We start from the raw sequence: 26,468 nt of genomic DNA, 5'->3' as shown, positions 1-26,468 counted from the left end.
GCCGTGCTCCATCGAAGCTCGAGGTCAGCCGAAATGTCAATCGACACGATGGGTTATGAACGGTTTGCCGTCATCCCTAGCGTAGCGCGGGTTGAAGATATTAGGGGAGCGATGATGGTTTTTGTGAAAATATGACCCGAACGAGATGGCGTTCAGAAACCGAAGCCAAACATTGTGATTCAGGTTGAGAACTTCAAAGCTACCGTCAGACATCGGCCTGTGGGTTCGATAATTGAAATCGCCATAGATCAAGGCGTTTGCGATTTTAAACGGAACATAGAATGTGGCGAATAAAACCGGTCCCATCAGAACGAATATGAAGAACACTCTTGTGTATCGCACGACTGGTAGAAAGCGACCCAGAAGGGACCATGTTCGTTTGGTCTCGCGGTTGACGCCAAATATCTCGAAATATTTGTTCGTTAGATTGTCTTTCATCAAAGTGCCCATGCTGGTCATGTAGCTGCCGAAAGACAAGTGACCTGGGGCGTGGGCATCCTTTTCTGGATTGTCCGGCGCGGAATGATGTATCGTATGCGATATTGACCATCCGACAAATCCGGTGAGTTGAAACAAACCGCATATTTCCCCGATCAAGCGGCTTTGCCACGTTTGCGGGAAATTATCATGCGCTGCATTATGCATCAGGGCTGCTGACATAATGCCCAACAATATGCCGAATGCCATACAAGCAAGCGCGATCGGATTCAGGAATCCTGTCGGCATGAACGCGGCCAAAAGCATAAAATATAGGCCCGAGACGAAAATGAGGGAAAAGCTTGGGGCTATCAACAGCAGCATGCCCACGATCCAGAACGCTATATGATCGATACTGCGCACATGCGCTGTGAAAAACTCCGCGAGCAGAGTCAGCGGCCAGAGACACGCGATAGTATAGATATAATATTTTGGAAGGTAATGGGGATCGCTGCGGAAGCGCGCATAATGGGACTTTGCTTTGCCCGTCGGGGTGTTTCGACCCTGATAATCAGTTTCATCCATGCCCGACTGACGCGAAGCGAGCGTTCCCGATATTGGACTGTTAGGATATTTCATGGTCTTTACCCGCATCCCATCCCACGCCGAATGCCTTGCGATATATCGCCCCTTCATCAACCAAAGGTAAATGGGTCAGACGGCGTCGGTGAGCAACCAGGCGGGCTCATCGTTAATGCGCCGCGTAAGTCATTTCATCAAACAACGCCGCAAATGAGTTTCGGGAACTGGGAACTCTGTAGCCTGCCCCTGCAGGTAAAGAGGCCTTGGCACACGGGCCTTTAAGTCCGGAGAACTGCGATCTGCCGCATGCTTCTATCACCGGTTTTGCAATTTTACCGGTATCTTAAACGAATTCAATTATCATGGCAGCTCAGCCGAGGGCATCGTCTTGGCCAGTAATTGCAATGGTGGGGCTGTCGATACCAGGGGTTTTCACCGCGTTTGCGTTCGATTGTCCGGCGCGGTATCGCCTTTCGGCCTCGCCGATTTTAGGGTAGGGCCAGACGGTTGTTAATATGGGGAACCTGCCAATTCTTTGGAGCCAGGCGACCGTGAAGATGTGGAATTTATGCGATGCATTCTAGCGCTTCGCGACCATTTTCCGGATCGTCGCATGTGACGGTCGTCGCAATATATTCTTTTCAAGATCGATGAGCTTTTTCACATTTTGAAATAGTTCGACGGTAACAGTAATATATTTGTAGCACTGGGAGTGCAGGTGGAAATTCCGAAAGAGATAGTCGGCCAAAGGCAAACAATGTTGGACGCGGACGGCCAACATAATGGCTCGACATCTGCCCGGGACCGCAGGACTCTGCTGTATATGCTGTCCCTGGTGTTGGATATCGGTGCTGTGATCCTTGGCTATTTGTGCGCCTTGGAACTGCGCTCCGAACAATGGTTGGCTGCTGGCGGCCATTCCATCGTGATTATCATGCTGCCAATATTCGTCATGATGGAAATTGCGCGGTCGGCCCAGTGCGTTGAAACGCTTCAGCACCGGCTTCTCGCCATTCAGCGTTCTTTGGGCGCGCTGTTGGTAACAGGCGTCGTCGTCGTTGGGCTTATTTTTCTGCTCAAGCTGGATGATATCTCGCGCCTCGGGCTCATCATCACCTTTGCTTCGGCAGCCTTTTTCATTGTGTTGTCGAAAGTCCTCATGGATTTTCTCGTCAAACGCGTTCTCGGGGAATCGGTTGTTGCCACCATTCTGATTTTGGATGGCTTGGAAGCTCAGCCCGATGGCCCGGCGCATGTTATCAATGTGGCCGATGTCGGGCTGTGGCCCGATCTCAACACGCCTACGATGATCGATACGCTGTCACGCATGATTTCTCCCTATGATCGCGTCGTCGTCGCTTGCATTTTTGAGCATCGTGCAAGCTGGGCCACCTTTCTCAAAGGCCATGATGTCGGCGGGGAAATTCTGCTTGATCGCGATCTTTTGCATGGCGCGGTGGCGATCGGTACCTATGACCAGAGTGACACGATCATTCTGTCGCGCGGGCCGCTGGGCCTTATGAGCAGGATTCAGAAGCGTTCGCTTGACCTGGTGGTGGCTTCGCTGGCGACGGTCTTCTTATTGCCGTTGTTAATTTTGGTCGCTGTTGCCATCAAATTGGATAGCCCGGGGCCTATATTCTTTCGCCAGGTGCGGGTGGGGCAGGGCAATCGACAATTCCGGATTTTCAAGTTCCGCTCCATGCGCTGCGAGACCGCGGATGAGGAAGGCAACCGATCGGCCGATCGGGCCGATGACCGCGTGACGAAGGTCGGCTACTGGATCAGGCGCACCAGCATCGACGAGCTACCGCAGTTGCTCAATGTGCTGCGCGGAGAGATGAGTGTGGTTGGACCGCGGCCGCATGCGCTCGGGTCCATGGCGGGCAACGCGCTGTTCTGGCATGCATCGCGCCAATATTGGCTTCGCCACGCGCTGAAGCCGGGCATCACCGGTCTGGCGCAGATCCGCGGCTATCGCGGCGCCACGAACAAAGTTGAAGATCTTGAGGGCAGGGTCCGCTGCGATCTGGAATATCTTGCCACCTGGTCCTTATGGACAGACATCATGATCCTGCTGAAAACTGCGCGGGTGGTGGTGCACAAAAATGCCTATTGATCCCCTCGTTCCCGAAGCAATCACCATTTCGCCCGAACGGATACCTCAGTCGCAGCTCGTTAAAATCGAGAAAACAAGCGGAACAGCGTTTCTAAACGTGGCCGCGCGCGCATGGGAAGATGCCAAGATCCTGATGATTGGCGAGGCGCCAGGTGCTGGTCTGAAAGAGGCAGCGCTCTTGAAGGCTGCGCCGGGCGGTGGATGGTGGGAAGGCGTGTTCGTGCCGGACGCCTCGGCCAAGCTGGCGCAAATCAGTACGACGTCCGGGACCACAGGCCAGCCCAAAGCCATTGCGATCTCACGCCGCGCTATCAGCGATACGGTCGACCGGCTGATCGGAAGCATGGAATTGGATGCCTCCGTTCGCGAATATGTCGGCGTTCCCGTCACCTACAGCTTTGGGCTTGGCCGTGTCCGGGCCGTATCGGCTGCAGGCGGCACGGTTTTTTTGCCAGACAATGGCTTCCGACCGGATGAAATCGCTCATATGCTGCGCGATGGTGAGATTAACGCTCTTTCCGCCGTGCCCACCCAGCTGCGCACCATATTGGCCAATCCTGACATTATCGGCGCGGCGGGGCGCCGGCTGCGGTGGCTTGAGCTGGGAAGCCAGCATATGGCGGCCGAAGAAAAGCGACGCCTGACGGAGATATTTCCTGAGGCGATCATATTGCAGCATTACGGGCTGACGGAAGCGTCCCGGTCCAGCTTTCTGCGTATCGATCAGGCGGCCGATGAGGTGTTAAGCAGCGTCGGCCATGCGGTTGGCGAGGGTGCCATACGGATCGCGCAGGATGGGCGGATTGAGGTGCGCGGCCCGCATCTCGCTTCCGGAATTGTGACAGATGGCACATGTGATCCACTTCCGGTGGACGAAAACGGGTGGCTGCGCACGGCCGATTTGGGCGTCATGCGTGATGGCTGGCTGCATTTCCGTGGACGTGCGGACGATGTTGCCAATATCGGCGGCGTCAAGATTGCTGCCGAGCTGTTCGAACGGCAGCTTATGGAAAAGCTTCCTCCTGACACACCTGTGGCCGCCTGCGTCATTAAGGACCTTCTGCGCGGAGAAAAGCTGGCGGTGGTCACCATGGTGGGACAGAAAGTCGCTCTTTCACCCGGCATATTCGATGCGGTGGCCGAAGCGGGCCTGCGTGCGGGCGATGTCGAGCTGGTGGAGCTGGACGCCTGGCCCCGCACTGAAACCGGCAAGCTGCAACGTCAACAGCTGGCCGACAGAGTGCAGGCCCAGCTGGCGATGGCTACTGCCCCGGAGGCGATAGCTGCGAGCGATGACGGCGCCCTGACGGAGCAGGAAGCTCGCATCGCCATGATCTGGTCCGATGCGCTGGGGCTGTCAGTGGACCGGGACGATAGTTTTCACGATCTTGGCGGCGACTCGCTGTCAGCCGTGTCGGTCATGATCAGGGCCGAGCAAGCCGGTCTGCCGCCAGAAGTCATGCAGCGCATGTTCGCCGGAGAAACCGTCAGGCAGATCGCCGCTGCACTGGATGGCACGCCATCCCGCCAGCGCATGGATATCCGGGCCATCCGCGCAGACGCACTGAATGCGGTGCGCGGTCTGTTCGCATTGCTTATCGTGGTGTCCCATTGGGGACCGTTCTTCGTCGAGCGGACCGGGGCGGCGGGCGCGGCCATCTGGTCTGTTACGGCGCCGCTTTTGCGTATCGGTACGCCGGGCTTTGCCATGGTATATGGCATGGGGTTGGGGCTCTTTTTCTTCGGCAGGCTCGATTCCGGTCGCGATCGATTGCGCCAGCGCATTCGGGCCAATACTCGGCTGCTCGTCATCGGTGTCGCGTTGATCGCCAGTGCACAGACGTGGCGTCTGATTGCGACCGGTACCGGGTTCGGCCCGATCTGGCCCGAGCAATTGTTTTACGAAGTAATCCTGTTTTATGCGCTAATGGTGCCGACGTCGCTTTTTTGGCTGCGGCGGATTGCGGCAACGCGCGACCGCGTGTTCGGCAGTCTGATGCTCGCCGCTGCCGCTTACGGCGTCTTTCTGCTGCTATCTTTCCTGATGCCGGTGAACCCGTTTACCGGCTGGGCGAGCCTTGGCTGGCATATGCTCGTTGCGCCCTATGCCTATCCGCGCCTGCTGGCTGCGGCGGCGCTTGGCCTTGCGGCTGCGCTCTGGCTTCAGCAGTTTAAGGATGCCACGGACCTTCGCGCTTTGTGCGCCAAATGGGGCGCTGCGCTTGGCGCACTGGGCGCATTGCTGGTCGCTTCATTGCCGGGCGGGTGGACGCAAAATGCCGGCGAAATAGTCGCTATTCCTGCTTTTGCCGGTGCCGCGCTTCTGCTTTATGCTGGCGGTATTCACAGCGCCGAACATTGGCGCACGACCACATTTATGCGTATTGCCATTATCTGTGGAATGCTGGCTTTTCCCATATTCATCGGGCACGGCATGGTGATCCCGATAAAGGCAGCGCTGGAAAGCTACGGCATATCGGGGCTGATCTCGACTGTTGTTCCGGTGGGGCTCTTTGCAGCCATCATGGTCTGGCTCGGCCGGCGCATCCACAGGATGATGTTCGGCCGCGTCGGAACGAACTAGAGTAATACACCCATGCGCTTTGTCGGCATCCTTCTCGTGTTTCTGTCCATACCGATCTTTATCAGTATGCTGAAAGCGTATCCGCAACAGAGAAACTGGGCCTATTTTCTGTTCGGTATCCTGCCGTTAACGATGAGCGCATTGAATTTGGATGCGGCTCTCATCAGCTGGCCGACATGGACAGGCTATGCCAAGGGCCACGTCATATCCTTGCTCGATACCCTCGCGATCGCAATGATCGCGGTAAGCGCGCGGCCTTGGCAGCGCCTGCCGCTGATGTTTGCCTTCCTGGCCTATATTTTTGCGGTCATGCTATCGATGCTGTTTTCCGAACTGGCGATGAGCACCAGTTTTTACGTGTTTCAGCTCGCTAGAATGTTCATCCTTTTTGTGGCCGTGGCGAGCTTTGCGGGCAAGCCTTCTGCCGTCCGCTGGATGGCGCTGGGCCTGGCGTACGGAGCAATCTTCCAAGGCGTTCTCACCGTGGATCAGCGCTTGTCCGGTGTTGTGCAGGCTTCGGGCAGTGTAGGTCATCAGAACCTGCTCGGCATGATGCTTCATTTCGTCACCTTGCCCCTGTTAGCCCTTCTTCTTGGCGGCGATAGAAGGAAAATAATCATATTGGGGGTTCTGGCCGCCTTGCTAGCGGTTGCTCTTGGCGCATCGCGCGGCACTATTGGGTTTATCGGCGCTGGCATTCCTCTGCTTTTGTTGCTCTCGCTTTTCCGGCGCATCACCGTCCACAAATGGAAGATTGTCGCGATCGTCCTTGTCGCTGCGCTCGCGATTTCCCCAATCGTGTTAAAAAGCTTCGCTGAACGATTTGCCGTCAATCCCAACACAGCCGGGTCCAACGAGGAGCGCGAAGCCTTCGAGCGCGCCGCCAGTTCAATCTTATCCGATCATCCCATGGGCATCGGTGCGAACCAGTATGTCGTCGTTGCCAATTCAGCTGGCTATAATGATCGCGCTGGCGTGGTGGCGACCTATGCAAGCCGGTCTGCCAAGGTGCATAATATCTATCTGCTGATTGGTGCGGAGACTGGCTGGCTTGGAATCGTCAGTTTTGCCTTTCTCTTAGGGCTGGCGATATTCCGAGGGCTGAAATTCTCTTTTCAGTACCGCAAGGATCCAAGAGGCGAGATCGTTCTGGGTATGACGGTTGCGATCATGGTTGCCGCCGCGCACAGTTTCTTAGAATGGGTCTTTATCACCTATAGCGCACAATATTTGTTCGCTATCGCGCTCGGCATCATCGCAGGTATGATCCGCCAGGTGGAGCGTGAGAAATCCATGCAGCTGAGAATGAAACGGCGAATGATCGCCACAGGGTCCGGGCCGTCTGGCAAACCGAAGCCGCAATTCGGCTAAACCGACCGAGCCAAATTTAGCGCTGCGCCGTTTCGGCGGGATGCTCGCGTTCCGGGATCAAGCTTCTGCGCGGGTTCAGACGTTTGAGCAGCGGACGTTCAATCTTGTGGTGAAGCGCTTCGCCGACGCATAGCGACACGAGCGCTATCGGAATGGACATGAGAGCCGGATCGACCCGCTTCAGGAAGGGCAGGATATCGGCCAACGCCACGGCGCAGGTGATCAGGAGGATGTGGATCAGATAAAGCGCATAGCTGCTATCGCCGAAATGACCCATTTTGCGCACCAGCGGTACGACCGTTCGTCCTTTCTCGGTCATGATGGAGCCGGCAACCAGCAAAGTGCTTGGCAGTCCCCAAACAAGCACGGACGGCATGCGGTCATAACCATAAAACATGCCTGCGCCAAAGATTGCGATCGAGAGCGCGATGAGTAAGGGGCCACCGCCCTCGGGCAGGCGATTTTTCACGAGCAGCCAGCCGATCCATGCGCCGGCCAGAAATTCGATTAGCAGGCTGTTGGTGATGAGTTGCCACGCCGGGCTGTCCCATCGAATGATGACGCCCAGGACAATGGCACCCAGAAAGAAAGCGCTGAGCGACAATAGACCGCGGTTGAGGCCGAGAAGCATCGCCGTGCCGAAGCAGAGGTAGAAAAACAGCTCGAAAACCAGTGTCCAGGCTGGTCCGATGATCGCAGCGCCATGGCCCGGCAGAAGCAGCAGGGCGCCGATCACTTTACCCGGCTCCAGGGCATAGGGCAGGCCGATAAGCCAATATATGGAGAGATAAAGGCCTGCACTGATCCAGTATATAGGGTAGATTCGCAGTATCCGGCGCCGGAAGAATGCCTTGCCATCGAACCCGCCGGAGAACCGGCTGGTATAGACCATGATAAAACCGCTGATTACGAAAAATATATGTACGCCCACGGCGCCAAAGCCGAAAATGTAAGTTTCAAGGCTTTGCTCGGATGCGCTGAACCGGTTCGTCCAAGCGAGTTGTCCATGATATAAAACCACCAGCATCGCGGCGACAGCGCGCATCAGCTGGATCGAATGAATCTTTCCAAGAGATGTGGCTGCCGCGCGGGGCGTTGCGGTTTCGGTGTGAAGCTTGGACATTTACCTCGTGGAGCTCGAGCGTTTCATATTGCCACATATCTCTAATCGCAGTGGCCTTGCAGCAACGTAAAGTCTATGCCTTACCGGCATCAGGATCGTCATGAAGTGCCGGGAGGGTTGGTACGCGCCGTTGGATACTGACGACGACCAGCCTTGGGATTTGATTGCATGATGTCTTCTACATTAGCCGGCACCAGTGCTGATGGCGGGCCGGACCATATGGCGGCAACCGCTCGCGAAGGCATGGTCGATCTTATCGGGGTCGTCATGATCGGACGCAATGAGGGCGAGCGGCTGGTGCTCGGTCTGCGTTCGATTCCGTCTGATCTGCCGATCGTCTATGTGGATAGCGGGTCCACCGACGGCAGCGTGGCCTTTGCCCGTTCGATCGGCGCCGAGGTGGTAAATTTGGATATGCAGCAGCCCTTCACGGCTGCGCGCGCGCGCAACGAAGGCGCGGCGCGATTGCTGGAGCTGGAACCCCACATTAGGATGATACAGTTTCTCGACGGCGATTGTGAAATGGAGCAGGGCTGGTTGGCCGCCGCTGCGGAGTTTTTAGCGCAAAAGCCTTCGGTTGCAGCCGTTTGCGGGCGGCGACGTGAGCGCTATCCGGACGCTAGTTTCTACAATCGACTGTGCGATGAGGAATGGAACACGCCGGTGGGCAAGGCCAATGCCTGCGGCGGCGACGCGCTGTACCGGGTGGAAGCCTGGCGGGCTGTCGGTGGATTCGATCCGATCATGATCGCAGGCGAGGAGCCTGAGCTTTGTCAGAGACTGCGATCGAATGGCTGGACGATCTGGCGGCTGGGCGAGCCGATGACGATCCATGACGCCGATATGCATCATTGGCGGCAATGGTGGATGCGCGCGGTCCGGAGCGGTTTCGGCTATGCGCAGGTCATGCACAAATCCGGACAACACCTTTATTTGCGAGAAGTGACAAGCGCGCTTTTCTGGACTCTTGGCGTCGTTTTGGTGGCTCTTCTGGCATTTGCGCTGATCGGGCCGTGGGGTCTTCTGATGGCCCCGCTAATCTGGAGTACGCAAATGGTGAGGCTCACCGTGCGCAAGGGGGGGCGGCGGGCTTTTCATCTGCTGCTGGGCAAAATTCCCGAAACGATCGGGGTGCTGCGTTACGGCAGCAAAGCGTTACGCGGTGGTACGCAAGGGGCGATCTTCTACAAATGATACGCATTGCCTATCTGGTCAGCGACTATGGCGCGCCCTCGCATACCTTCGTCCGCAGGGAGGTAAGCGGGCTGCGCGCATTGGGCATCCATGTCATTCCCTTCAGCGTTCAGCATCGGGCGCCATCATCCGCGGATGCAGCGGGAGAGATGGTCGAAAGTCTGCTCGGCCATGGTGCCTTCCGCTATCTCGCGGCTCTCCTCTGGGCACTAAAGTTCAACCTTTTCCGTTTTTTCTCCAGCTGGAAACTGGCCTGTACCCATTGCCAGGCAGGTTTGCGCGGTCTGCTCTGGTCACAATTTCATTTTGTCGAAGCGGTATTTTTGGCGCAAGGGTTGCACCGACATCGCGCGGACAGGCTCCACAATCATTTCGCCAATAGCGGAGCGACGGTGGGCATGATCGCGGCCGATTTTCTGCGCATACCCTGGAGCTTGACGCTCCACGGTATCTCGGAGACGGACCATCCCGCCGGGGCGCTTCTGCCCGACAAGCTGCGCAGGGCCGATTTCGTGGCGTGCGCGAGTTTTTTCATGCAAGCGCAGGCCATGCGCCTGGTGGAGCCGGAGTTCTGGCCGCGCATGCACATCGTGCGCTGCGGCATCGACATGAGCAATGTTCCGGACGTCAGCCGCGCCGCTGCCGCTTCCGACATACCAAGATTGATAACCGTTGGCCGGCTCTCCCCAGAAAAAGGCTATTTTGGATTATTGGAGGCGCTTGCCGTCATGGCGAGCGACGGTATCGACTGGTCTCTCACCATTGTCGGCGATGGACCGGCATCGCAAAAATTGCGGGCACGGATCGACGAACTCGCATTGACCGATCGCATCAGGCTGACCGGTGCCCTGGTGGAGAAGGATACGCTTGCTGAGATCGCAAATGCCGACGTGATGGTTCTGCCCAGTCTGATGGAGGGATTACCCGTTGTCCTGATCGAGGCCTTGGCTTTGCAGAAACCCGTTCTCGCCAGCCGCGTCGCCGGCATTCCGGAGCTGATAGAAGAGAACCGCACCGGCATGATGTTCACGCCTTCGGACTGGAGCGATCTGGAGGACAAATTGCGGCAATTGCTGGCCAGCCGATCCTCATGGCAGGCGATGGGTGAGGCGGGTCATGCGAAAGTGGTCCGCTGTTTTCAGCTTGAGACTGCCGCTGCGACCATGGCGAGCTTAGTCGGCGGGGAGGAGGCTCGATGAGAGTGCTGGAGCAGTTTGATCGGGTACGGATCGTCAATCTGGCTAGCCGAAAGGATCGCAGACGGGAGATGGACCGTGAACTGGCCAAGGTCGGATTGGCCGGTGATCCGCGCGTCAGCTATTTTCCGGCGTTTCGCCCGGACGATGCCGGTCAGTTCACGTCGATCGGTGCGCGCGGGGTCTATGAAAGCCAGAAGGCGATTCTCCGTGAGGCCGCCGCTGCCGGAGAGTCGGTACTGATACTGGAAGATGATTGCGATTTCCGTCCAGGCGCTTCGGATCAGGAGGCCGTGCCGGGCTGGGACATATTTTACGGAGGCTATACCGCCGCCAATCCGGAAGATCTGGCAACCAGCGATATACAGGACGCCCATATGATGGGCTTTTCACGCGACGGTGCGCAGCAGGTTAGCGCATATCTGGAAGCGCTCCGCTACGATGGTATCCATCCACCGATCGATGCCGCCTATGTTTGGTTTCGCCGGGCCTATCCCGATGTCGAAACGCGTTTCGCTATCCCCCCGATGGCGGTCCAGCGTCCTTCGCGGAGCGACATCGCGACACTGGCTTGGTTTGACAAATTACCGCTTGTTCGGCAACTCGCGAGCCTTCAGCGCAGCGTACGCAAGCGTTTTACGAGGCTGAAAGGTGCAGCTTAAGCCCGCTCGCTAAACGCCATCGCAGGCAAGGTTTGCAAAGCCAACGCCTTATTCCGGTATGGGCACCAGCACCTTGTAATTGTCCGTGGGGTAATAGGGGCCGCGCGCCATGATCGTGCCGTCGCCGAGATTGCCGTCACTACAATTGAGCATGCGATCCAGGCAATTTTCCGTCCAGGCCTTCTTCGTGGGTCCGTCCCATGCGTCCCAAAGATCGGCGTGAAAAGAACCGCCAGGCTTCGTCCCCGCGTGATGATCGCTGGCAAGCGAGAGCTTGGTAACGTCGGTCCCAGGCGGAAGGATGTAAGCGATGGACAATGTGAACCGTGGAATGATGTAGTCATAGCCATCGGGACACTGGCTCTGATAATTTGTCTCCCTACCGCGGATCATGCCCGATATGTGAGCGCGGTGATCGGGTGTATCCAGATGTTTGCCATCCCAGCAATCGAGCGAATTCACAATAAGTTTGAATTCGGTGATGTCACCACAATGCGCGATCATCTCGTCAAAATCGGCATATTTGTCGCCCTTGCAATTGATGTAAGGGCCGCCGGTCGTTTCGCCGCCGAGCATATCATAGCCGATGATATATTTGATGCCGTGGGGCTGGCCGACGCAGCCCTTCTTGGACGCTTGGGTGCAGAAAGGATCCGACGCAGGACGCCGCTTGTAGTAAATCGAAGCATGCCTTGGGCGAATGGCCTGACCTTCTCCGTTCAGGAGCGCGGGAACCCAATAGGCAGAGCGATTAAGCTTGTTCTGGCAGGTGCTATCCCCTGTCGTCCGCAGGCTTTCATAAGTGCTGTCGGGAGACGGTTCGGTATTGCCGAAAAACTGATGCAAATGCCCAGCATTTTGTTCGCCGGGGTAAACAATAGGATCGAAGCGTTTGACATCTCCGGGACCGCAGAGGAACCGAAACGCACCCACAACATCCGGGGCATTGCTCGCCGTGCTGCGATATTTGCCAAGCTGGGAAGCCACAGCGAAATTGGATGGTATTTCCGCGATAAGCTCGCTGCCTGATCTCGCGGGCTCCGCCGTCGGTGACGGGGCCGGCGCTGGTGTCGGAGTGGGTACGGGAACGGGTGTCGGAGCATTGCTTGCCGGAACCGAAACTACTGGCGAAGGTGAAGCCGAACCCTCCTCGCCTCCGCAGCTGGCCAAAGCCATGAAACAGGACAGCATGATCGTTATCATGATGCGACGCTGTGCACGAACGACGACTGAGTCAAGATTGGTCATTTCCTGAAATTGGCAAGAAAGGTTTAAAAATGTGTGAGCAGGACGAGGCTCAAGCTCTTATTTCCATGTCTGGCCCTGCAGAAGGCGAGGTCAGCTATGCTACGCAGCCCATTGCCTCAACCACACTCATGCGCGACAACGCGGTTCCGCTCTGATCACATCTGGTGGGAAGCTGGGGGCACGTCAAAGCCACTATGTTCGTATTTTGAAAAAATCGTCTTAATAAGAATCGTCGAAAGATTGTTTATGGAAGTAAAGCAGCCTGTTCTGGCTATTGTAGTACCAGATCTTTATCACGCATCTGTCACTTTTTTCCATGAACATATTGCAGCGATTGCGCCTGGTAAAACAGTGGTCGTGCATATCTCAACGACCGGAGAAAAGGCAAAAACTGATGTGCCGGTAATAGAAATCGTCAGGCCTAAAAACTGGGTTGGCCCAGACATTCCGTTGCTGAGAACAGTTGTCAGGCAGCTAGATGAGATCCGACAATATCATTTGAATAGAGCACAGAAATCGGAAATTCAAAAATTCTTCATCGAAAATTCTGTCACGCATGTTCTTGCAGAGTTCGCCAATACTGCAGCAATGGTTTCGTCAGTGACGCGCAAGATGGGGCTGCCGCTGACATCCATTAGTCACGGGTGGGACATTAATGTCGTGGGCCAAATGCCTCAGTGGCGCGTACGCTACCGTCGGTTCTTCCGATCCGGTGTGCGCCTTGCTGCTGCGGGGCCTATATTGCGGGACCGCATGATCGACCTCGGTGCGCCAGAAGAAACCGAAGTCATTCCATGCGCAGTCCATGCCGATTGTTTTACGGCGGTTGATCAACGTGCTGCAAGCCCTACCAGAATTGTGATGGTCTCTAGGCTTACAGCGCAGAAGGGCCCGCTGCAGAGTATTGAAGCTTTTGCTAAAGCGGCGCGTAGAGCTGATGATATGATCTTGGAGATAGTGGGCGACGGGCCGCAAATGGCGGACGTTTGTAAGGCGATTGCAGATGCCGGGTTGCAAGACCGTGTTGTCGTGCATGGAGCTCTGACACATGACCAAACTCTAAAGATTCTGGCAAAGTCTCATATCTTCCTTCAGCACGGTATGACTTTGCCGCGTCAGGGAATTGAAACTCAGGCGGTATCCCTCGTCGAGGCAATGGGACATGGCCTTGTACCGATTGTCACAACGCATGGTGGAATGAAGCTACACGTGAAATCCGGTGAACGCGGATGGCTTGTCGACGAGGGCGATACAGATGCCATGGCGAAGCACCTTCTCGACATGAAAAACAGCCCTGAATTGCGTCAAAGCATCGGCTCTAATGCACGTAGTTACGTCCTTTCTAACTATACCGCCGACAAAGTATATCCCAAGCTTCGTCGCCTGATTGGTCTCCAATAATATTTACCCTGATGGTATCATTTTGTTTAAAGGGTGGAGATGAATAGTAGAAACCTTTCGACAAAATTAGATATTCCTATAACGTTGGGTCCACATCGAAGCGGCGGCACATTTTGTCGATGAAAGTTCCCGGTGCCGGCGGCGCATCGCGCAGGCCTTGAAGCCGCGAGTGCCACATATGGACCGCACGCGTATCTTCGGTCACCATCGCTTCCACGACCTCCGCTGGTTCATACAAAGCAAGCGCGTCCTTGTATCGGACCGGGTAGAATATATCGGGGGATTGCGCGCGGTCGATCAGCCCATTCTTTTTGATGGCATGGGTCAGCAATCCGGCGCTGAAGGTGCCCCACGGATAGTCTTCCAGTTCGATTGGACCCTCACGGAATCTCTGCCAGTAAAATTTCAGACGCCGTTTCGGGCCCCACCATGGCGGCACGGTATTGGGCGTCGGAATGGTCTGCAGATCATGGACCAGCGCGGAATCCGATGGCGCATAGATTACGGCGTTGTTGATCCAACCCTCATATTCAAGACCAAACAGATAATTGCTGCCAAAATCGAAGGGCTTCAGGAAAATGAAGTCCATGTCTACCCAGCAGCCAAGGCCCTTCGCCATTAGCTCGATCCGCCACAGATTGGCACCCAGAGCGACCGAGCCGCTGTCCCGATAGCGCAGCAGGCGTTCCTGCGGCATCACCTCGGCCGCATCGCGCACGTCGGTGCCCGCCGGTACGCCGTCCAGATTATCGGGATCGTAGCTCCACAGCGTAAATTCATGGCCGGTCTGCTTGGCCGATGCCAGGCACAGACGCTCCAGATAATTCAGCCGCGGCCCGACCCACAGGGAGTTCAAATGAGGGATGTTGCCCGACTGATGTTCCATATCGCTCATTATATACTCGCTTGGTGGAAGATGAGGCCTTAACCGGCCGCGTTGAGATAGGCCAAGCCGTCCCACTGCACGGCAGAAATGAAACCGTCGGCCAGGCCCACGGCATTGAGCAATACCCGAATTAGGACTGCTGACATCAACGCCATTAGCAGCAACATGGCATCCTGCGACCCGAACAGGACATTCTTGCTCTTGGCGTACCAGCTAAGCCAGAGATAGCGCGGTGCATCGGCCAAGGCGATGATCAGCAGCGCAATGGCCATGCCGGATGTCGTCAACGCGAGAGGGAGCGCAATGGCCGTGCTCAGCAGCCGCAAAAAGTTGCCACCCACCATTGGGCGAGAATGACCGGCGCCGAGCAAGGTCGTTTCCGTCACCGATGCGTGGATCGAGAACCACGAACCCAGCAGAAGGATCGGCAGAATCGTTGCTGCCAGTGCATAACGGGGATCAAACAGCAGATCGATGATGATATCCGATGAGGCGATGGCAACGCCTAGCCCGATATCGACCACGCCTAAGCCAAGGAACCGTAATTTGCCCAAGCGTCCGCGGTCGGTGTGAAGCAGATGCTTCGAGCGCGCCACGGCGGGCAGCACGACGAGGCGATTGACCTGAACCGCCATCTGAACGATCGCTTCGGTAAGCGATCTGGCGATGCTGTATATCCCGAAGATTACCACCGGAATCTGAGCTGGAAGATATAGGCGATCAAAGTTGCTGGCGAAAAAATAGATGACGGAGGACAGGAAAATCCATTTGCCGAAGGACATGATATTGGAGCGGTATTTTGGCGATATGCGAGGACGATAACCGGGCAGCGGCAATATTCGAAAACTTACCACGACGCCTATTGCCGAAGCTACGACACCAGCGATGACCAATCCCATTGCGCTGGGTATCATCCAAGCGAAAAACACCACACATGAAAAACCGATGAGCGCCACGACAATTCTGAAAATGGCAACGCGCACCATCTTTCGATCGCGCTCACACAATGTTCCTCCGGGACGCTCGAACCCGCTGAAAAGAGATGTAAGTGAACCGACGAGCAGGAGCGGCCCGAGTTCAGCTTTCCCGTAGAACCAGGCAACGGGAAATGCGGCGGCAGCACCGACCAACGTCAGCACAATACCTCGGATGATTTTCAGCGCCCAAGCAGTTTCAACAAATTCCTGTTTTGCGCCATCATCTGAAACGACGATGCTTTGACCAATCCCGACATCGCTGAGCAGTTCAATGCCGGTGCGGATTGTTGTGACGATCGCCATCAATCCAAAAATGACGGGCGAGAGCAAGGCGGCCAAAATAATGTTACTGAGAAAGCGGATAGCTTGCGTTGCGAACTGCACCGCACCGACGATACTGCTATCGCGGACTGCGCGGCTGCTCCGCAAAATGCTGGCCCATTCCCAGACAGAAGATACAGCACGACTTAACAAAATTGCCGCCTCTTTCTCGAATCTATCAAAATAACTGCAGCGTATATCTAGCCCGACCGCGTTAGCTGAAACTGCGTCACTATCAAAAAGCGCATAACCCTACGCAGAGGGCCTGCCTGAGTGCTGGTTGATATCCGCCCGTTTGAAACGATCTACTTGTTAAAGACGGTCTGACGGTCAAGTTTGTTCATAATAGCGCGAATAGTCGGCACCGCCGTAGCCGTAGCCATAACTATCGCCGAACCCGCCTTTGTAACGGTTCAGGATAGACCCGATGCATGGGGTGGGCTGCAGCATCGCGACAACCTCTTCCACCTGTTTGCGCGTGGTTTTCCCTGCATCGGCCACCATGATGTAGCTATCAAGCTGCTCTAAAATGATCATGGCATCGTCATTGGCGAAGACCGGGGGCAAATCGAACAGAATAATCGACGCTTCACTTTCGTTGCGGAACTGCTCGATCATCCGGCTGAATCCGGTGCCGGCAAGAAGCTCGGCCGTATCCTGGTCACGCTGAACGCAGGGAAAAAGCCCGAGATTGGTGCCGGATATGCTGTAACCCACATCGCCAAGGCGGTCGGTCTTCTGCTCGATGAAACTCTCCACCCCGACTTCCGGCGCGGTGCCGAGATATTCGGAAAGGGAAGCGCGCCGCAGATCGAGATCGACGAGGAACACCGGCTCTTCGCTCACGCGTGCCAGCGAGCTGGCCAGATTCATAGCAAGGAAGGATTTGCCGGCCGCCGGGCTGGCGGAGGTGATGCCCACCAGGCGATGATTATTTTCCTTCAGCTTCTTGATCAGGCTGGTGCGCAACAGGCTGAACGGGCGGGCCCGTGAATCACGGCTGTTGAAGCCGACGATGCGGTTCGCGCTCACGGCGTCCTTGCTCGGTGTGATCTCCGCGAGGTCGGACAGGTGAAGGATCGACCGTCGATCGGTCGTAATTTTATGTTCGGCCATGGCTTTTACCCTGAAATCGGTATGTCATTCAGCGCGCTGGAACGAAGCGGCGCCAACCCTTACGGGAAGCTCGCTTGGGCTGACGCACCTCGATCACCGGAATCACACCTAGTGGTGAGACACCGAAGATATTCTTAAGCGTGTTAGGATCACGTATGGGGCGAAACAGGAGTTCCACCGCGAAAGCGAGCAGAATCCCGAGGCCCAGGCCACCAAGAATGCCACCCGCCGCCAGCAACAGGCGGTTCGGCCAGATCGGTTCATCCGGAACGACAGGGGGCTCCACAACAGACAGACGCTCGGCCATCTGTTCGTCCTCAGCGCGGACGCCCGCTCGCGCACTCAGCAGCTGATTTTGAATCTGTTCGTATTGTGCATTCAGCGCGCTGAGGCTTTGCTGCATTTCACTCAGGCGTTGTTGCACGAGGGGTGCCCGCGATTGCGCTGAAAGTTGCGAATTCATCTGCGCAACCTGATTTGCTTTTGCCGCGCGCAGCGTCGCGATCTGGTTGTTGTTGAATGCGATCTGCTGATCGATCGTATCGACGGGAATTTTCTTCGTGTTGCTTTTTGCAAGCTTTTGAGCCTCTGCCAATGCTTGCTTGGCGAAGATAACATCGGGATGCGTTTCGGCGTAAACGGCACGTGCACTGGCCAGCCGTTGCTCCGCTGCGGAGACGATAGGATCACGCTGGTCACTGCTCTGGGCCATCTGGCGTTGTTGAATAAGCGACTGATTATCACGCTGAAGCGCGGCTATCTGCACGTCGTAGCTACCGCTGTCACCGCCGATCATCATACCATTGCCCGACAGCACCGCACCGTTACGTGCATTGACCTGTGCGATTTGTGATTGCACTTCCGAGATGCGCGTCTCCAGGGTCGCGGCCTGATCGGTCAAGAACTGGACGGTGTTGGTGGCCTGCTCCGCATTGCCGCGGGCATCGAGTTGCAACACGCGGTCCATGAGATCCTGCGTGACAGCCTGTGTTTGCACCGGCTCGCTCGATTCAAACGCAAGTTCGAACGCGATGGTGCTCCGTTCGCGGCTATTGCCAGCAGCGGCCGCTTGTGTCGGTGTAAGACTGATCGAGGAGCGCATATCGTCGACGAGTTCCGAGAGCGGTGCACTGCCGCGTTTGTCCGGATAGAGACCATAGCGCTCTATGAGTTCGATTAGATCTGGCCGCGCCGTAATTTGCTGTTGGATTGCTGCGATGCGACGATCGATCAGGTCTGTACCGTCCATACCCGTGAGCTCTTGCGGCAGTTGGGATGATTCCACCAGCATGATGGCATTGGATCGATAAGTAGGCGGTATCAGCAGAATAGCTGCGCCAGCACCGACAATGCCGAGGATCAGAGGGACAATGATCCACCATTTGCGCTGCCAGAGGATCGTGGGGAGATGCTGCAGAAAGTTACCACCTCCAGCAGCTTCTTCATCCAAAATGTCATAGGGATTGTTATTCATCGGCCTAGTTGTCCCAAACGATAGCTTATGCCGGCGGTCAGACCGTAATTTGCGGACCGATCAGGCGACGTTCCAAAAATTTTGCCGTAGACCGGCGTGACATACAAGGAGAGCCGCTCATTCAGGGTCTTGCTGTACCGTCCGGTTAGGCCAACCACCTTGTTGCCCGGGAAACTGACGCTGTTGGCGGAGAGGTTGTTTTGATCTGACTGGCTGTAGCGACCCGAGATCGACACATTTTCCGTTCGTGAAAGCTTCTGATCGAAGCTGAGAGAAGCAGATGTCGTTGCTTGAACGGTGCCCAATGCTGTTGGAGATGCATTACGGCTCAACGCCGCACAAAAGCCCTGGTTCAAGCCGCGATCGCACAAACTGACTGAACCTGAAAGGAAGGTTTGCGAGGTAGAGGAGCCCAATCCGTTCTCCGTCGAAACAAAAGAAGCGCCAATATTGGCCGTGAGAACCATCGTCTCGGTCAGTTGCTGTGTAGCGCCTATATTGGGCGAGAGGATTTTCGTATCGCCCACAGAACGGCCGAGATAATCAACCCGTGTGCCGGCAAGGCCCGCGTTCAGCGATGTTCTTGGCGAGACGCGATGGGCGTAGCTACCTGACGCAGAATAGCTTTTGAAATCAAAGCCGACGCCATTGTCAAAAAAGGTGTAGTTGCTGCCAATCTGCCCACCGATCGAGCTGACCTCATTGAGCGTATGATTTACGCCAAGAGAGCCGTTAATAGACGACGTACGCGTTCTTGTGCCAGCCACAGTAGGATCAACGAAATTCACATCCGGTTCCAACTCGGCACCAGGCAAGGCCAGATCGCCGGCATTGGCAAGCAGTGAGTTCTGAAACGCATTACGGGCAGTTTGCAGCGCAATGCCACCGGTAATGGAGGTGCGTCCATCCACCGCATATACGGCGTCTGATCCTATACGAAATGCTGCGTCGGTTCCAAGATTGGTGGAATATTGCGAAACACGAGCAAGCCCACTCACCGTCACCTCCCCGCGGTCGCCCTCGATAAAGACCCGAGGGTTGAACGTTATAATGCCGCTCAGTGCGGTTTCGCTGTCCTCGAGGAGAAAGGGATTTGTATTCACAGAGGCGCCAGCAGAGACGGTCGCCGTCACTCGTGTCACATTATCAGCCAGTGCCTGGGTTGAAAACGCAGCCAGGGCTGCGGTAACTACTAACGAACGTTTCTGCATGAACTTTCCCCCAAATCGAATTCCCAAGATCGCGAACGGCTATCAAGGAACGATAATGGTATCGCCAGTTTCGATACGGGGAATATTCGCATCGTTGATGCTGTTCGGATCGGTGCCGCTTTTGAACAATTGTGACATGCGTACCCGCCTGGAGCCGAGGTCCGACCCTGATTTGCGGATAATCAGAATATTGTCGAGATTTGCAAATTCACTTGGTCCACCGGCCATGCTCAGGGCTTCCAACACGTTGATGTAACGGCCCGGAGTGAAAGTACCGGGCGCATTGACCCGGCCCATGACAGAAAATTGCAGCCCCGATGGCGATAATACCGACACAGTCACCTGCGGAACCTCGCCGCGATACTGGCTGCTGAGTCCCCGTGTAATCAGCGCCTCAACTTCACCAGGCAAACGATCCTGCACGTTGATACGACCGACCAGCGGAAAGGCGACCGTGCCATCGGGCAGGACCTTGACCGTGCGCTGGAGCCGTTCTTCGCCCCAAACGTAGATTTCCAGTTCGTCGCCCGCATTGATCCTATATGGCCTGCCCTGTTGCGGGGTCGGCGCATTCTGCAGCGTCGTCTCCTCAGCGATCGCTGGCGATGAAGCAACTTCCTGCGCCGCTACAGTTGAGGAAAAAACCCCAAAAAAACTGATCATCGCGAAAAGCAAAATACGGAACATTCAAGAGGTACTCCAACAGTGATCGACAGCCTGCTGCGACACCCTATAAGGTCGTCCATGAAGTTTGACCATGCCATTAACCTTGCGGTTGTGGGACAGCCTGTGTTTGCCCGCGGAACGCTCTGGAAGGCCTTCGTTTCTCTGGCGGCCATTTCGCTCCTCATGATGCTGGCGGCCTGCGGCAATTCCTTCGCCAATGCGCAGGAAGATGCTGCAAAAGCGCAGTCCCTGCTCGAGCAGAACAGGATTGCCGAGGCGCGCATAGCCATAGCAGACGCCATTGCGGAACGGGACGACGAACCGGACTATCATCTGCTGCGTGGACGCATAGAGTACCGAGCCGGTTCGGTGCCGGGCGCCTTTGGTGCCTATAGCAATGCCCTGGCACTTGATCCGCAGAACATGGAAGCCTTGCAGGCAGTGTCGCAGCTAGGAATGCAGGTGGGCAGGTTGCGTGAGTCCAAGGAAGCAGCCGAAACGATTCTATCGCTCGATCCCAACAATGTGGATGCGCTGCTAACTCGCGGACTGCACAGCCTGGTCCGCAACCGGTTCGACGAAAGCATCGGCTACGCAGATCAGATCCTGAAAATCGATCCGTCGAGTGAGGGGGGGGCAATATTGAAGGCCCGTTCATCCTTTCGCAACGGCGACAGGGAAGAAGCGCTGACGTTGCTGGAGAATTTTGAGCGCGGATCGCGTGCATCGGCCGGCATGTCGCTCACCCGGCTGGAAATATACCGCGCGCTGAGCGACCGCGAAGGCATACGGCGGAGCTTCGCGGACTTGCGTGAGCGACTGCCCGATAATGACAATATTCGGATTGATGAGGCAAATTTCGCGTTCAAAGACAACCGTCCTGCCGATGCGATGCGCCTGACCACCGGGCTGCTGGCCAAGCCTGAACAGACGCGCGCCATTGCCGATCAGGCTGTCGATCTCTGGAATGAATATGGCGTCGACCGCCTCGATGGAACTTCGGTCCGGGCTATCGCATCCGCTGCTCCGGAGCCGGTGCGGCTGCGGGTCGCACGCTTTCTGGTGGATCATGCACGGGCCGCTGCGGCATCGCAGATGCTGGCTGGACTGCCGGGCACGGAGCCATCCGCGGTTGCCGCCTTGATGCTGGTGCGACAGGGCCGCGCGCAGGCCGGTCTTCAGCGCGCAGAGCGTGTGCTGGCGACAGACGAAACCAACTGCACCGCATTGATCGCGAGGGCCCAGGCGCTGCTGGAGACCGGCAATGCTTCCGATGCGCTCCGCTCGGCCCAACGGGCCTCCTATCAATGCCCGGCAGACATCGCAGCCTGGAGCGCGGCGGCAACCGCCTATTCGCAACTGGGCGATGTGGACAATGCCGAACGGGTCTGGCGGCAGGGCATGGACGCCAATCCCCAGAGCGCCCGTCTGGCGACCTTGACCACCAACTGGATGATGCAGCATGGTCTGAACCGTCAGGCGGTGGCCATCGCGCGCAAGCTGACACGGGACGCGCCGGCGCTTTCGAGCGGCTGGCGTCTCTATCAGTCGCTCTGCCGAAAAGCGGATGCTGGCTGCACAGCGCAGGCAGCGGAAGGATTGGCCAAGTCTGCGCAGATGTTCGGGGTGGACATTCCAGTGGGACAGACCCCGCCGAATGGACTCTATGGCCGCCTGGAAAGCCGCTGATGCCGGACAGGACATCGGCGCCGCGGATCGAATTTCTGGGCGTTCGCTTCAACCTGATACCTGCTGACCGGATTTTGAACGCCGTGTTGGCGCTCGCTGGAGATTCGACCTTTTCCTATGTGGTGACACCAAATGTCGATCATGTGGTTCGGCTGCACGGGCCGCAGGGAGAGCGGCTTGGCCCGGCGCTGGATGCCGCCGATCTGGTAATTTGCGACAGTCGGATTCTGGCACGGCTGGCAGTCCTGTCCGGCTGCTCCATGCCGCTCATGCCCGGCAGCGATTTGACGCGCGATCTGCTCGGCGCGGTGGCCGATCCCATGCGAATTGCGATTATTGGCGGAGACGCTGCACTGCATGCACGTATCGCCGCCGATTTTCCGATCATAGACTGGCAATTCCACGAGCCGCCGATGGGCGTGCTCAACAACGCGAAAGCGCGGGCCGATATCGCGCGATTCGTAGTAGAGAGCGGACCCGATATCACTCTGTTCGCGATCGGCGCGCCGCAAAGCGAAATCGTCTGTCAGGAGATCAAGACGGACGGGCGGGCCAGAGGCGTCGCTCTTTGTATCGGCGCATCGCTAGAGTTTCTGATCGGCGTCAAACAGCGGGCACCGCGCTGGATGCAGCGCGCCGGACTGGAATGGCTGTTCCGGCTGCTGAGCGAGCCACGCCGTCTGTGGCGCCGCTATCTGATCGAGGGGCCCAAGATCTTCCCTATCTGGTGGCGCTGGAACCGTCGTCGCTCTCACCCTCGCGCCGGGTCCGGTTCCAGCCGCGCTGGCGGTTGATGTAAAACCCCACATAAATGGGAATCTTCCAGAGCACATAGAGCGGTGTCTTGAGCAGGGCTGAAAAGGGCAGGATCGTTCGGCCCTCGCGCCACCATGCAAGAAGAAGGGCGAAGCTCAGGCCAGCGAAAGCCAGAGCGGCAACCCATAGCGGCAACCACTGGCCGCTCAGCGCGCACAGCAGCGCTATAAGTGCGAGAAACGCCACGGCCAGCAGCATCAGTAGGGCCAGCGGCGGAACCATAAGATGCGCACCCAAGGCGAATTGCAGGCGCGATCGGTGCCGCAGACCGGCCGTCATAAGCGGTAGGGCCTGCCGCGTGGCAGTCTGCAGAAACCCGTGTTCCCAGCGGCTGCGCTGGCCACGGCTGTCTTCAACCGATGCCGCCTGGCTGGTGACGAAGGATTGATCGTCCAGAGCGACGGGACTGTTTTCGGCCGCCAGCCAGAGACCCATCTGAAGATCCTCGACCGCATCGGCCGTGGCCAGCGGCAACCGTTCGAAAACAGGCCAGGGAAACGCCATGCCCGTTCCAAACAACAGGGCCCCCCGGCCAAGCCGCATCAGGCCACGCGCGCGCACCAGGTTCTTGATCATCATGGCAAAGTTGGAAATGCGCACGAGCGGCGCGGCATCGGCATGGGAGACGAGCAGGTTGGAAGCCTGCACCGGCTGACCGAGCGAGACGGCGAGAGCAGCAAGGCGGGCCGCGCTGCCGGGCGCCAGCGCACAATCGGCATCCATCACCAGCACAGCCTCCGGAGGATCGGCGCGCAATACCTCCCGTCCGAAGGCCAGCGCATAGCCCTTGCCACGGCGCTCCATGTCGAACCGTTCGGCGGTTTGCGCACCGGCGGCACGGGCCAGTCTGGCGGTATCGTCTGTGCAGTTGTCCGCCACTACGAGGATAGAGGCAGCCGGCGCCACTTTGCGCAGGGCCTCCACGGTCTGGGCGATATTCGCGGCCTCATTATAAGCCGGTACAAGGATTACGCTCGATGGCGGCGGTGTGCCTTTGACCAGAGTGCTGGCTTTCAACGGGGGCAAGCCAAGCAGCAGTTCCAGCGTGAGATAGCCGAGAAGCACGCAAAGCGGTGTCGCGAGTAGCCAGGCGGCCAGTTCCATCTTATTTGTCTTTCAGAAGCTGGCTGTCACTGGCAGGGATGCCATATCGGGGCGCTGTGTTACTGCGATCTCGAATTATGCGCTGTCGCTCAAGGCCGGATATAGTGCAGATTTCTACAATCGAGGGAGACGAAAAACCATGGCACGCGATTATTTCAGCGCTCGCAGAGTATTGGTCACGGGCGGTGCTGGCTTCGTCGGATCGCATCTGATCGACCGGCTGATCGAAGCGGGCGACGAAGTGTTGTGCGTGGACAATCTGTTCACCGGTTCCAAAGCCAATATTGCCCATCTGCACGACCATCCGCGTTTCGAGTTCATGCGTCACGATATCTGCTTTCCGCTTTTCGTGGAGGTCGATGCCATTTACAATCTGGCCTGTCCTGCCTCGCCCATTCATTATCAGCATGATCCGGTGCAGACCACCAAGGTTTCGGTCGTGGGCGCCATCAACATGCTCGGCCTGGCCAAGCGCATCAAGGTTCCGATCCTGCAGGCTTCCACCAGCGAAGTCTATGGCGATCCCACGCAGCATCCCCAGACCGAGCCCTATTGGGGCAATGTAAACCCGATTGGCCTGCGCAGCTGCTATGATGAAGGCAAGCGCTGTGCCGAGACGCTTTTCTTCGATTATCACCGCCAGAACGGCGTGAAGATCAAGGTCGCGCGCATCTTCAACACCTATGGTCCGCGCATGCATCCGTCGGACGGCCGTGTGGTATCGAACTTCATCATGCAGGCGCTGCGCGGCGAGGATATCACCATCTACGGCGATGGATCGCAGACCCGCAGCTTCTGTTATGTCGACGATCTGGTGGAGGGGTTGATGCGCCTGATGGACAGCCGGGATGGCTTTACCGGTCCGGTAAATATCGGCAATCCGGTGGAATTCACCATCAAGCAACTGGCCGAACAGGTGATCGAGATGACCGGGTCACGCTCCACCCTGGTGCAGCATCCCCTGCCATCCGACGATCCAACCCAGCGACGCCCCGACATCTCGCTGGCCAAGAAAGAGCTCGATTGGGAACCGACCATCGAACTGCGTGCCGGTCTGGAGAAAACCATCGCTTATTTCCGGCAGATCTCCAAGTGAGGCAGATTAGGTCCGGTCTGATCGGGCGCTCAGCAGACCGGCGATAAAATCGCGATATTGCGCGGCTATGTTGGGCCAGCCAAAGCGCGCAATATTGTCGGAATGCCGGTCTGTGGCAGGCGCGGCGAGGGCTCCCCGGAGTGCCGCCACTAGTGCCGGCTGGTTCTCGGTGTCGCAAAGATAAGGCGATTGGTCGCCGAGGATCCAGCGGAGTCTTTCGCTGTCATGTGCCACGATCGGCAGTCCACTTGCGTCCGCCTCGATGAAGACATTGCCGAACGATTCGAGTAGCGACAAATGCAGGAAGACATCGGCGGAGCGATAGAGGGCGGGCATATCGCTGGCGGGCAGGCTGATGCGCCGGAACCGGTCGGGCAGCAGCTGGTCTGCCAGGGCCTGCCCTTCTGCGCGCAAGGGGCCGTCCCCGGCCACCACCAGCACCGCATCGTCCATCTCGGCCACGGCGCGAATACCATCGAGAACGCGCTTGGTTTCGATAAACGCACTCACCATCAGGATGATCGGGCGATCCAGCGGCAATCCCAACTGCTCGCGAACGGCGGGACCGGGGTGGAAGCGTTCCAGATCCACGCCATTGGGAATCAGCGCACAATTATATTTTGAGGCGTTATTATCCAGATAGTCCGGATTGGTGCAGACCAGACCATCGCAGGCGAAGCTGCGATATTCGCTATTGTCGGCGACGGCGGGCCAGTCGCCATTTTGCGTCACGAATATCTGCAGCGGCTTGTGCCGGGACGGTCGGCGTAGCGTCCAGTGGGTGAAGGGGAAAGAGCAGGTTATGACCGCATCATAGTCGTCCGGGCGGTAAGCCCGCAGCAGCGATGCCGAAAAGCTGGCATCTTCCCATGCCGTTTCGCTGCGAAAAGGGGGGAAGGTGGGAAATCTCTCAAACCGTTCACGTCGAATGGAGGGCAGCTGCTTGTAACGATAGCTGGCTTCCGCCCGTTCGCCGCCGGAGCCCATGACGGTCACAGCATCGCCCGACCGTGCCAGATGCTCGGCCACCGATAAGAGGGCCACTTCTGCGCCACGCTCATAACGGTGAAAGCCGGGCAGGGCGAAGAGCAGGTTCATCACATGTCTCTTATTGCGGGAAATAGGGACGGTAAGGACTGTTCGGTAAAGGCGCTTTTAGACCGCTTATCCGGCTCACAGGTGCCGGAGTGTGGCCTATGTCCATCATAGAACACG

General features: G+C 57.2%; 21 protein-coding genes. 10 read left to right on the top strand and 11 right to left on the bottom strand.

The genetic code is table 11. The features are described 5' to 3' along the window. Positions 1-36 precede the first annotated feature (36 nt). Positions 37-1,056, bottom strand: coding sequence for a fatty acid desaturase (locus G410_RS0105115; protein WP_162604074.1), 1,020 nt, complete (start codon positions 1,054-1,056; stop codon positions 37-39). A 700-nt stretch (positions 1,057-1,756) separates the two neighbouring features. Between G410_RS0105115 and G410_RS0105110 the strand changes: the two genes are divergently transcribed. The 3 genes from G410_RS0105110 to G410_RS0105100 all read left to right on the top strand — a co-directional run bounded on the left by G410_RS0105110 (position 1,757) and on the right by G410_RS0105100 (position 7,073). Further along, the gene (locus G410_RS0105110) at positions 1,757-3,118 is read left to right on the top strand and encodes an exopolysaccharide biosynthesis polyprenyl glycosylphosphotransferase (RefSeq protein ID WP_022672575.1); all 1,362 of its coding nucleotides are present in this window, start codon (positions 1,757-1,759) and stop codon (positions 3,116-3,118) included. A gap of 97 nt (positions 3,119-3,215) precedes the next feature. Beyond that, positions 3,216-5,702: an AMP-binding protein gene (locus G410_RS17335; RefSeq protein ID WP_022672574.1), complete on the top strand. Its 2,487-nt coding sequence runs from the start codon at positions 3,216-3,218 to the stop codon at positions 5,700-5,702. 12 nt (positions 5,703-5,714) lie between these two features. Then, positions 5,715-7,073 carry an O-antigen ligase family protein gene (locus tag G410_RS0105100; RefSeq protein WP_022672573.1) on the top strand — a complete coding sequence of 453 codons (1,359 nt, stop codon included), beginning with the start codon at positions 5,715-5,717 and terminating at the stop codon, positions 7,071-7,073. A gap of 16 nt (positions 7,074-7,089) precedes the next feature. Here G410_RS0105100 and G410_RS0105095 read toward each other — a convergent pair whose 3' ends face one another. Then, on the bottom strand, positions 7,090-8,196 hold the full coding sequence (locus G410_RS0105095; RefSeq protein ID WP_022672572.1) for an acyltransferase family protein: 1,107 nt from the start codon (positions 8,194-8,196) through the stop codon (positions 7,090-7,092). A gap of 168 nt (positions 8,197-8,364) precedes the next feature. On the opposite strand from G410_RS0105095, the gene G410_RS0105090 reads away from it, so the two are divergent. From G410_RS0105090 to G410_RS0105080, 3 genes are read left to right on the top strand one after another with little or no spacing between them, the layout of a single operon-like run. Then, positions 8,365-9,390 carry a glycosyltransferase family 2 protein gene (locus tag G410_RS0105090; protein WP_245559302.1) on the top strand — a complete coding sequence of 342 codons (1,026 nt, stop codon included), beginning with the start codon at positions 8,365-8,367 and terminating at the stop codon, positions 9,388-9,390. After that, the gene (locus G410_RS15735) at positions 9,387-10,589 is read left to right on the top strand and encodes a glycosyltransferase (protein WP_022672570.1); all 1,203 of its coding nucleotides are present in this window, start codon (positions 9,387-9,389) and stop codon (positions 10,587-10,589) included. Before G410_RS0105090 ends, G410_RS15735 begins: the two co-directional genes overlap by 4 nt. Next, positions 10,586-11,248, top strand: a complete 663-nt coding sequence (locus G410_RS0105080; RefSeq protein ID WP_156851862.1) for a glycosyltransferase family 25 protein — start codon at positions 10,586-10,588, stop codon at positions 11,246-11,248. Before G410_RS15735 ends, G410_RS0105080 begins: the two co-directional genes overlap by 4 nt. Before the next feature lie 48 nt (positions 11,249-11,296). Here the strand turns inward: G410_RS0105080 and G410_RS0105075 are convergent, their stop codons facing one another. Then, the gene (locus G410_RS0105075; protein WP_084488980.1) at positions 11,297-12,496 is read right to left on the bottom strand and encodes a DUF1996 domain-containing protein; all 1,200 of its coding nucleotides are present in this window, start codon (positions 12,494-12,496) and stop codon (positions 11,297-11,299) included. 246 nt (positions 12,497-12,742) lie between these two features. Between G410_RS0105075 and G410_RS0105065 the strand changes: the two genes are divergently transcribed. Beyond that, a complete protein-coding gene (locus tag G410_RS0105065; protein WP_033317360.1) occupies positions 12,743-13,897 on the top strand; it encodes a glycosyltransferase in 1,155 nt (384 codons plus the stop codon). Positions 13,898-13,973: 76 nt separating this feature from the next. Here the strand turns inward: G410_RS0105065 and G410_RS0105060 are convergent, their stop codons facing one another. The 6 genes from G410_RS0105060 to G410_RS0105035 all read right to left on the bottom strand — a co-directional run bounded on the left by G410_RS0105060 (position 13,974) and on the right by G410_RS0105035 (position 20,569). Then, positions 13,974-14,792 carry a hypothetical protein gene (locus G410_RS0105060; RefSeq protein WP_022672566.1) on the bottom strand — a complete coding sequence of 273 codons (819 nt, stop codon included), beginning with the start codon at positions 14,790-14,792 and terminating at the stop codon, positions 13,974-13,976. Positions 14,793-14,821: 29 nt separating this feature from the next. Then, complete coding sequence (locus tag G410_RS0105055; protein WP_022672565.1) at positions 14,822-16,189, bottom strand: oligosaccharide flippase family protein; 1,368 nt, start codon at positions 16,187-16,189, stop codon at positions 14,822-14,824. A gap of 222 nt (positions 16,190-16,411) precedes the next feature. Beyond that, complete coding sequence (locus G410_RS0105050) at positions 16,412-17,197, bottom strand: CpsD/CapB family tyrosine-protein kinase (protein WP_022672564.1); 786 nt, start codon at positions 17,195-17,197, stop codon at positions 16,412-16,414. A 28-nt stretch (positions 17,198-17,225) separates the two neighbouring features. Further along, positions 17,226-18,671 carry a GumC family protein gene (locus G410_RS15730; protein WP_022672563.1) on the bottom strand — a complete coding sequence of 482 codons (1,446 nt, stop codon included), beginning with the start codon at positions 18,669-18,671 and terminating at the stop codon, positions 17,226-17,228. Further along, complete coding sequence (locus tag G410_RS0105040) at positions 18,668-19,882, bottom strand: hypothetical protein (RefSeq protein WP_022672562.1); 1,215 nt, start codon at positions 19,880-19,882, stop codon at positions 18,668-18,670. The genes G410_RS15730 and G410_RS0105040 overlap by 4 nt, the downstream gene beginning before the upstream one ends. Positions 19,883-19,924: 42 nt before the next feature. Then, entirely contained in the window at positions 19,925-20,569 is a 645-nt protein-coding gene (locus tag G410_RS0105035; RefSeq protein ID WP_022672561.1) for a polysaccharide biosynthesis/export family protein, read from the bottom strand. A 102-nt stretch (positions 20,570-20,671) separates the two neighbouring features. Here G410_RS0105035 and G410_RS0105030 point away from each other — a divergent pair, with 102 nt between their 5' ends. Further along, the gene (locus G410_RS0105030) at positions 20,672-22,237 is read left to right on the top strand and encodes a tetratricopeptide repeat protein (protein ID WP_022672560.1); all 1,566 of its coding nucleotides are present in this window, start codon (positions 20,672-20,674) and stop codon (positions 22,235-22,237) included. Further along, entirely contained in the window at positions 22,237-23,031 is a 795-nt protein-coding gene (locus tag G410_RS15725; RefSeq protein WP_022672559.1) for a WecB/TagA/CpsF family glycosyltransferase, read from the top strand. The genes G410_RS0105030 and G410_RS15725 overlap by 1 nt, the downstream gene beginning before the upstream one ends. Here G410_RS15725 and G410_RS15720 read toward each other — a convergent pair. Beyond that, positions 22,958-24,157 (bottom strand): glycosyltransferase family 2 protein, encoded by a 1,200-nt coding sequence (locus G410_RS15720; RefSeq protein ID WP_033317358.1) that lies wholly within the window; start codon positions 24,155-24,157, stop codon positions 22,958-22,960. The genes G410_RS15725 and G410_RS15720 overlap by 74 nt on opposite strands. Before the next feature lie 139 nt (positions 24,158-24,296). Between G410_RS15720 and G410_RS0105015 the strand changes: the two genes are divergently transcribed. Beyond that, complete coding sequence (locus G410_RS0105015; RefSeq protein ID WP_022672558.1) at positions 24,297-25,253, top strand: UDP-glucuronic acid decarboxylase family protein; 957 nt, start codon at positions 24,297-24,299, stop codon at positions 25,251-25,253. Between the two features lie 6 nt (positions 25,254-25,259). On the opposite strand, the gene G410_RS15715 is transcribed toward G410_RS0105015, so the two are convergent. Further along, positions 25,260-26,351 carry a glycosyltransferase family 4 protein gene (locus tag G410_RS15715; protein WP_022672557.1) on the bottom strand — a complete coding sequence of 364 codons (1,092 nt, stop codon included), beginning with the start codon at positions 26,349-26,351 and terminating at the stop codon, positions 25,260-25,262. Between the last annotated feature and the right edge of the window lie 117 nt (positions 26,352-26,468).

The organism is Novosphingopyxis baekryungensis DSM 16222, from assembly GCF_000420305.1.
GTDB classification, from domain to species: domain Bacteria; phylum Pseudomonadota; class Alphaproteobacteria; order Sphingomonadales; family Sphingomonadaceae; genus Novosphingopyxis; species Novosphingopyxis baekryungensis.
This window is presented reverse-complemented; position numbering and strand designations above follow the sequence as displayed.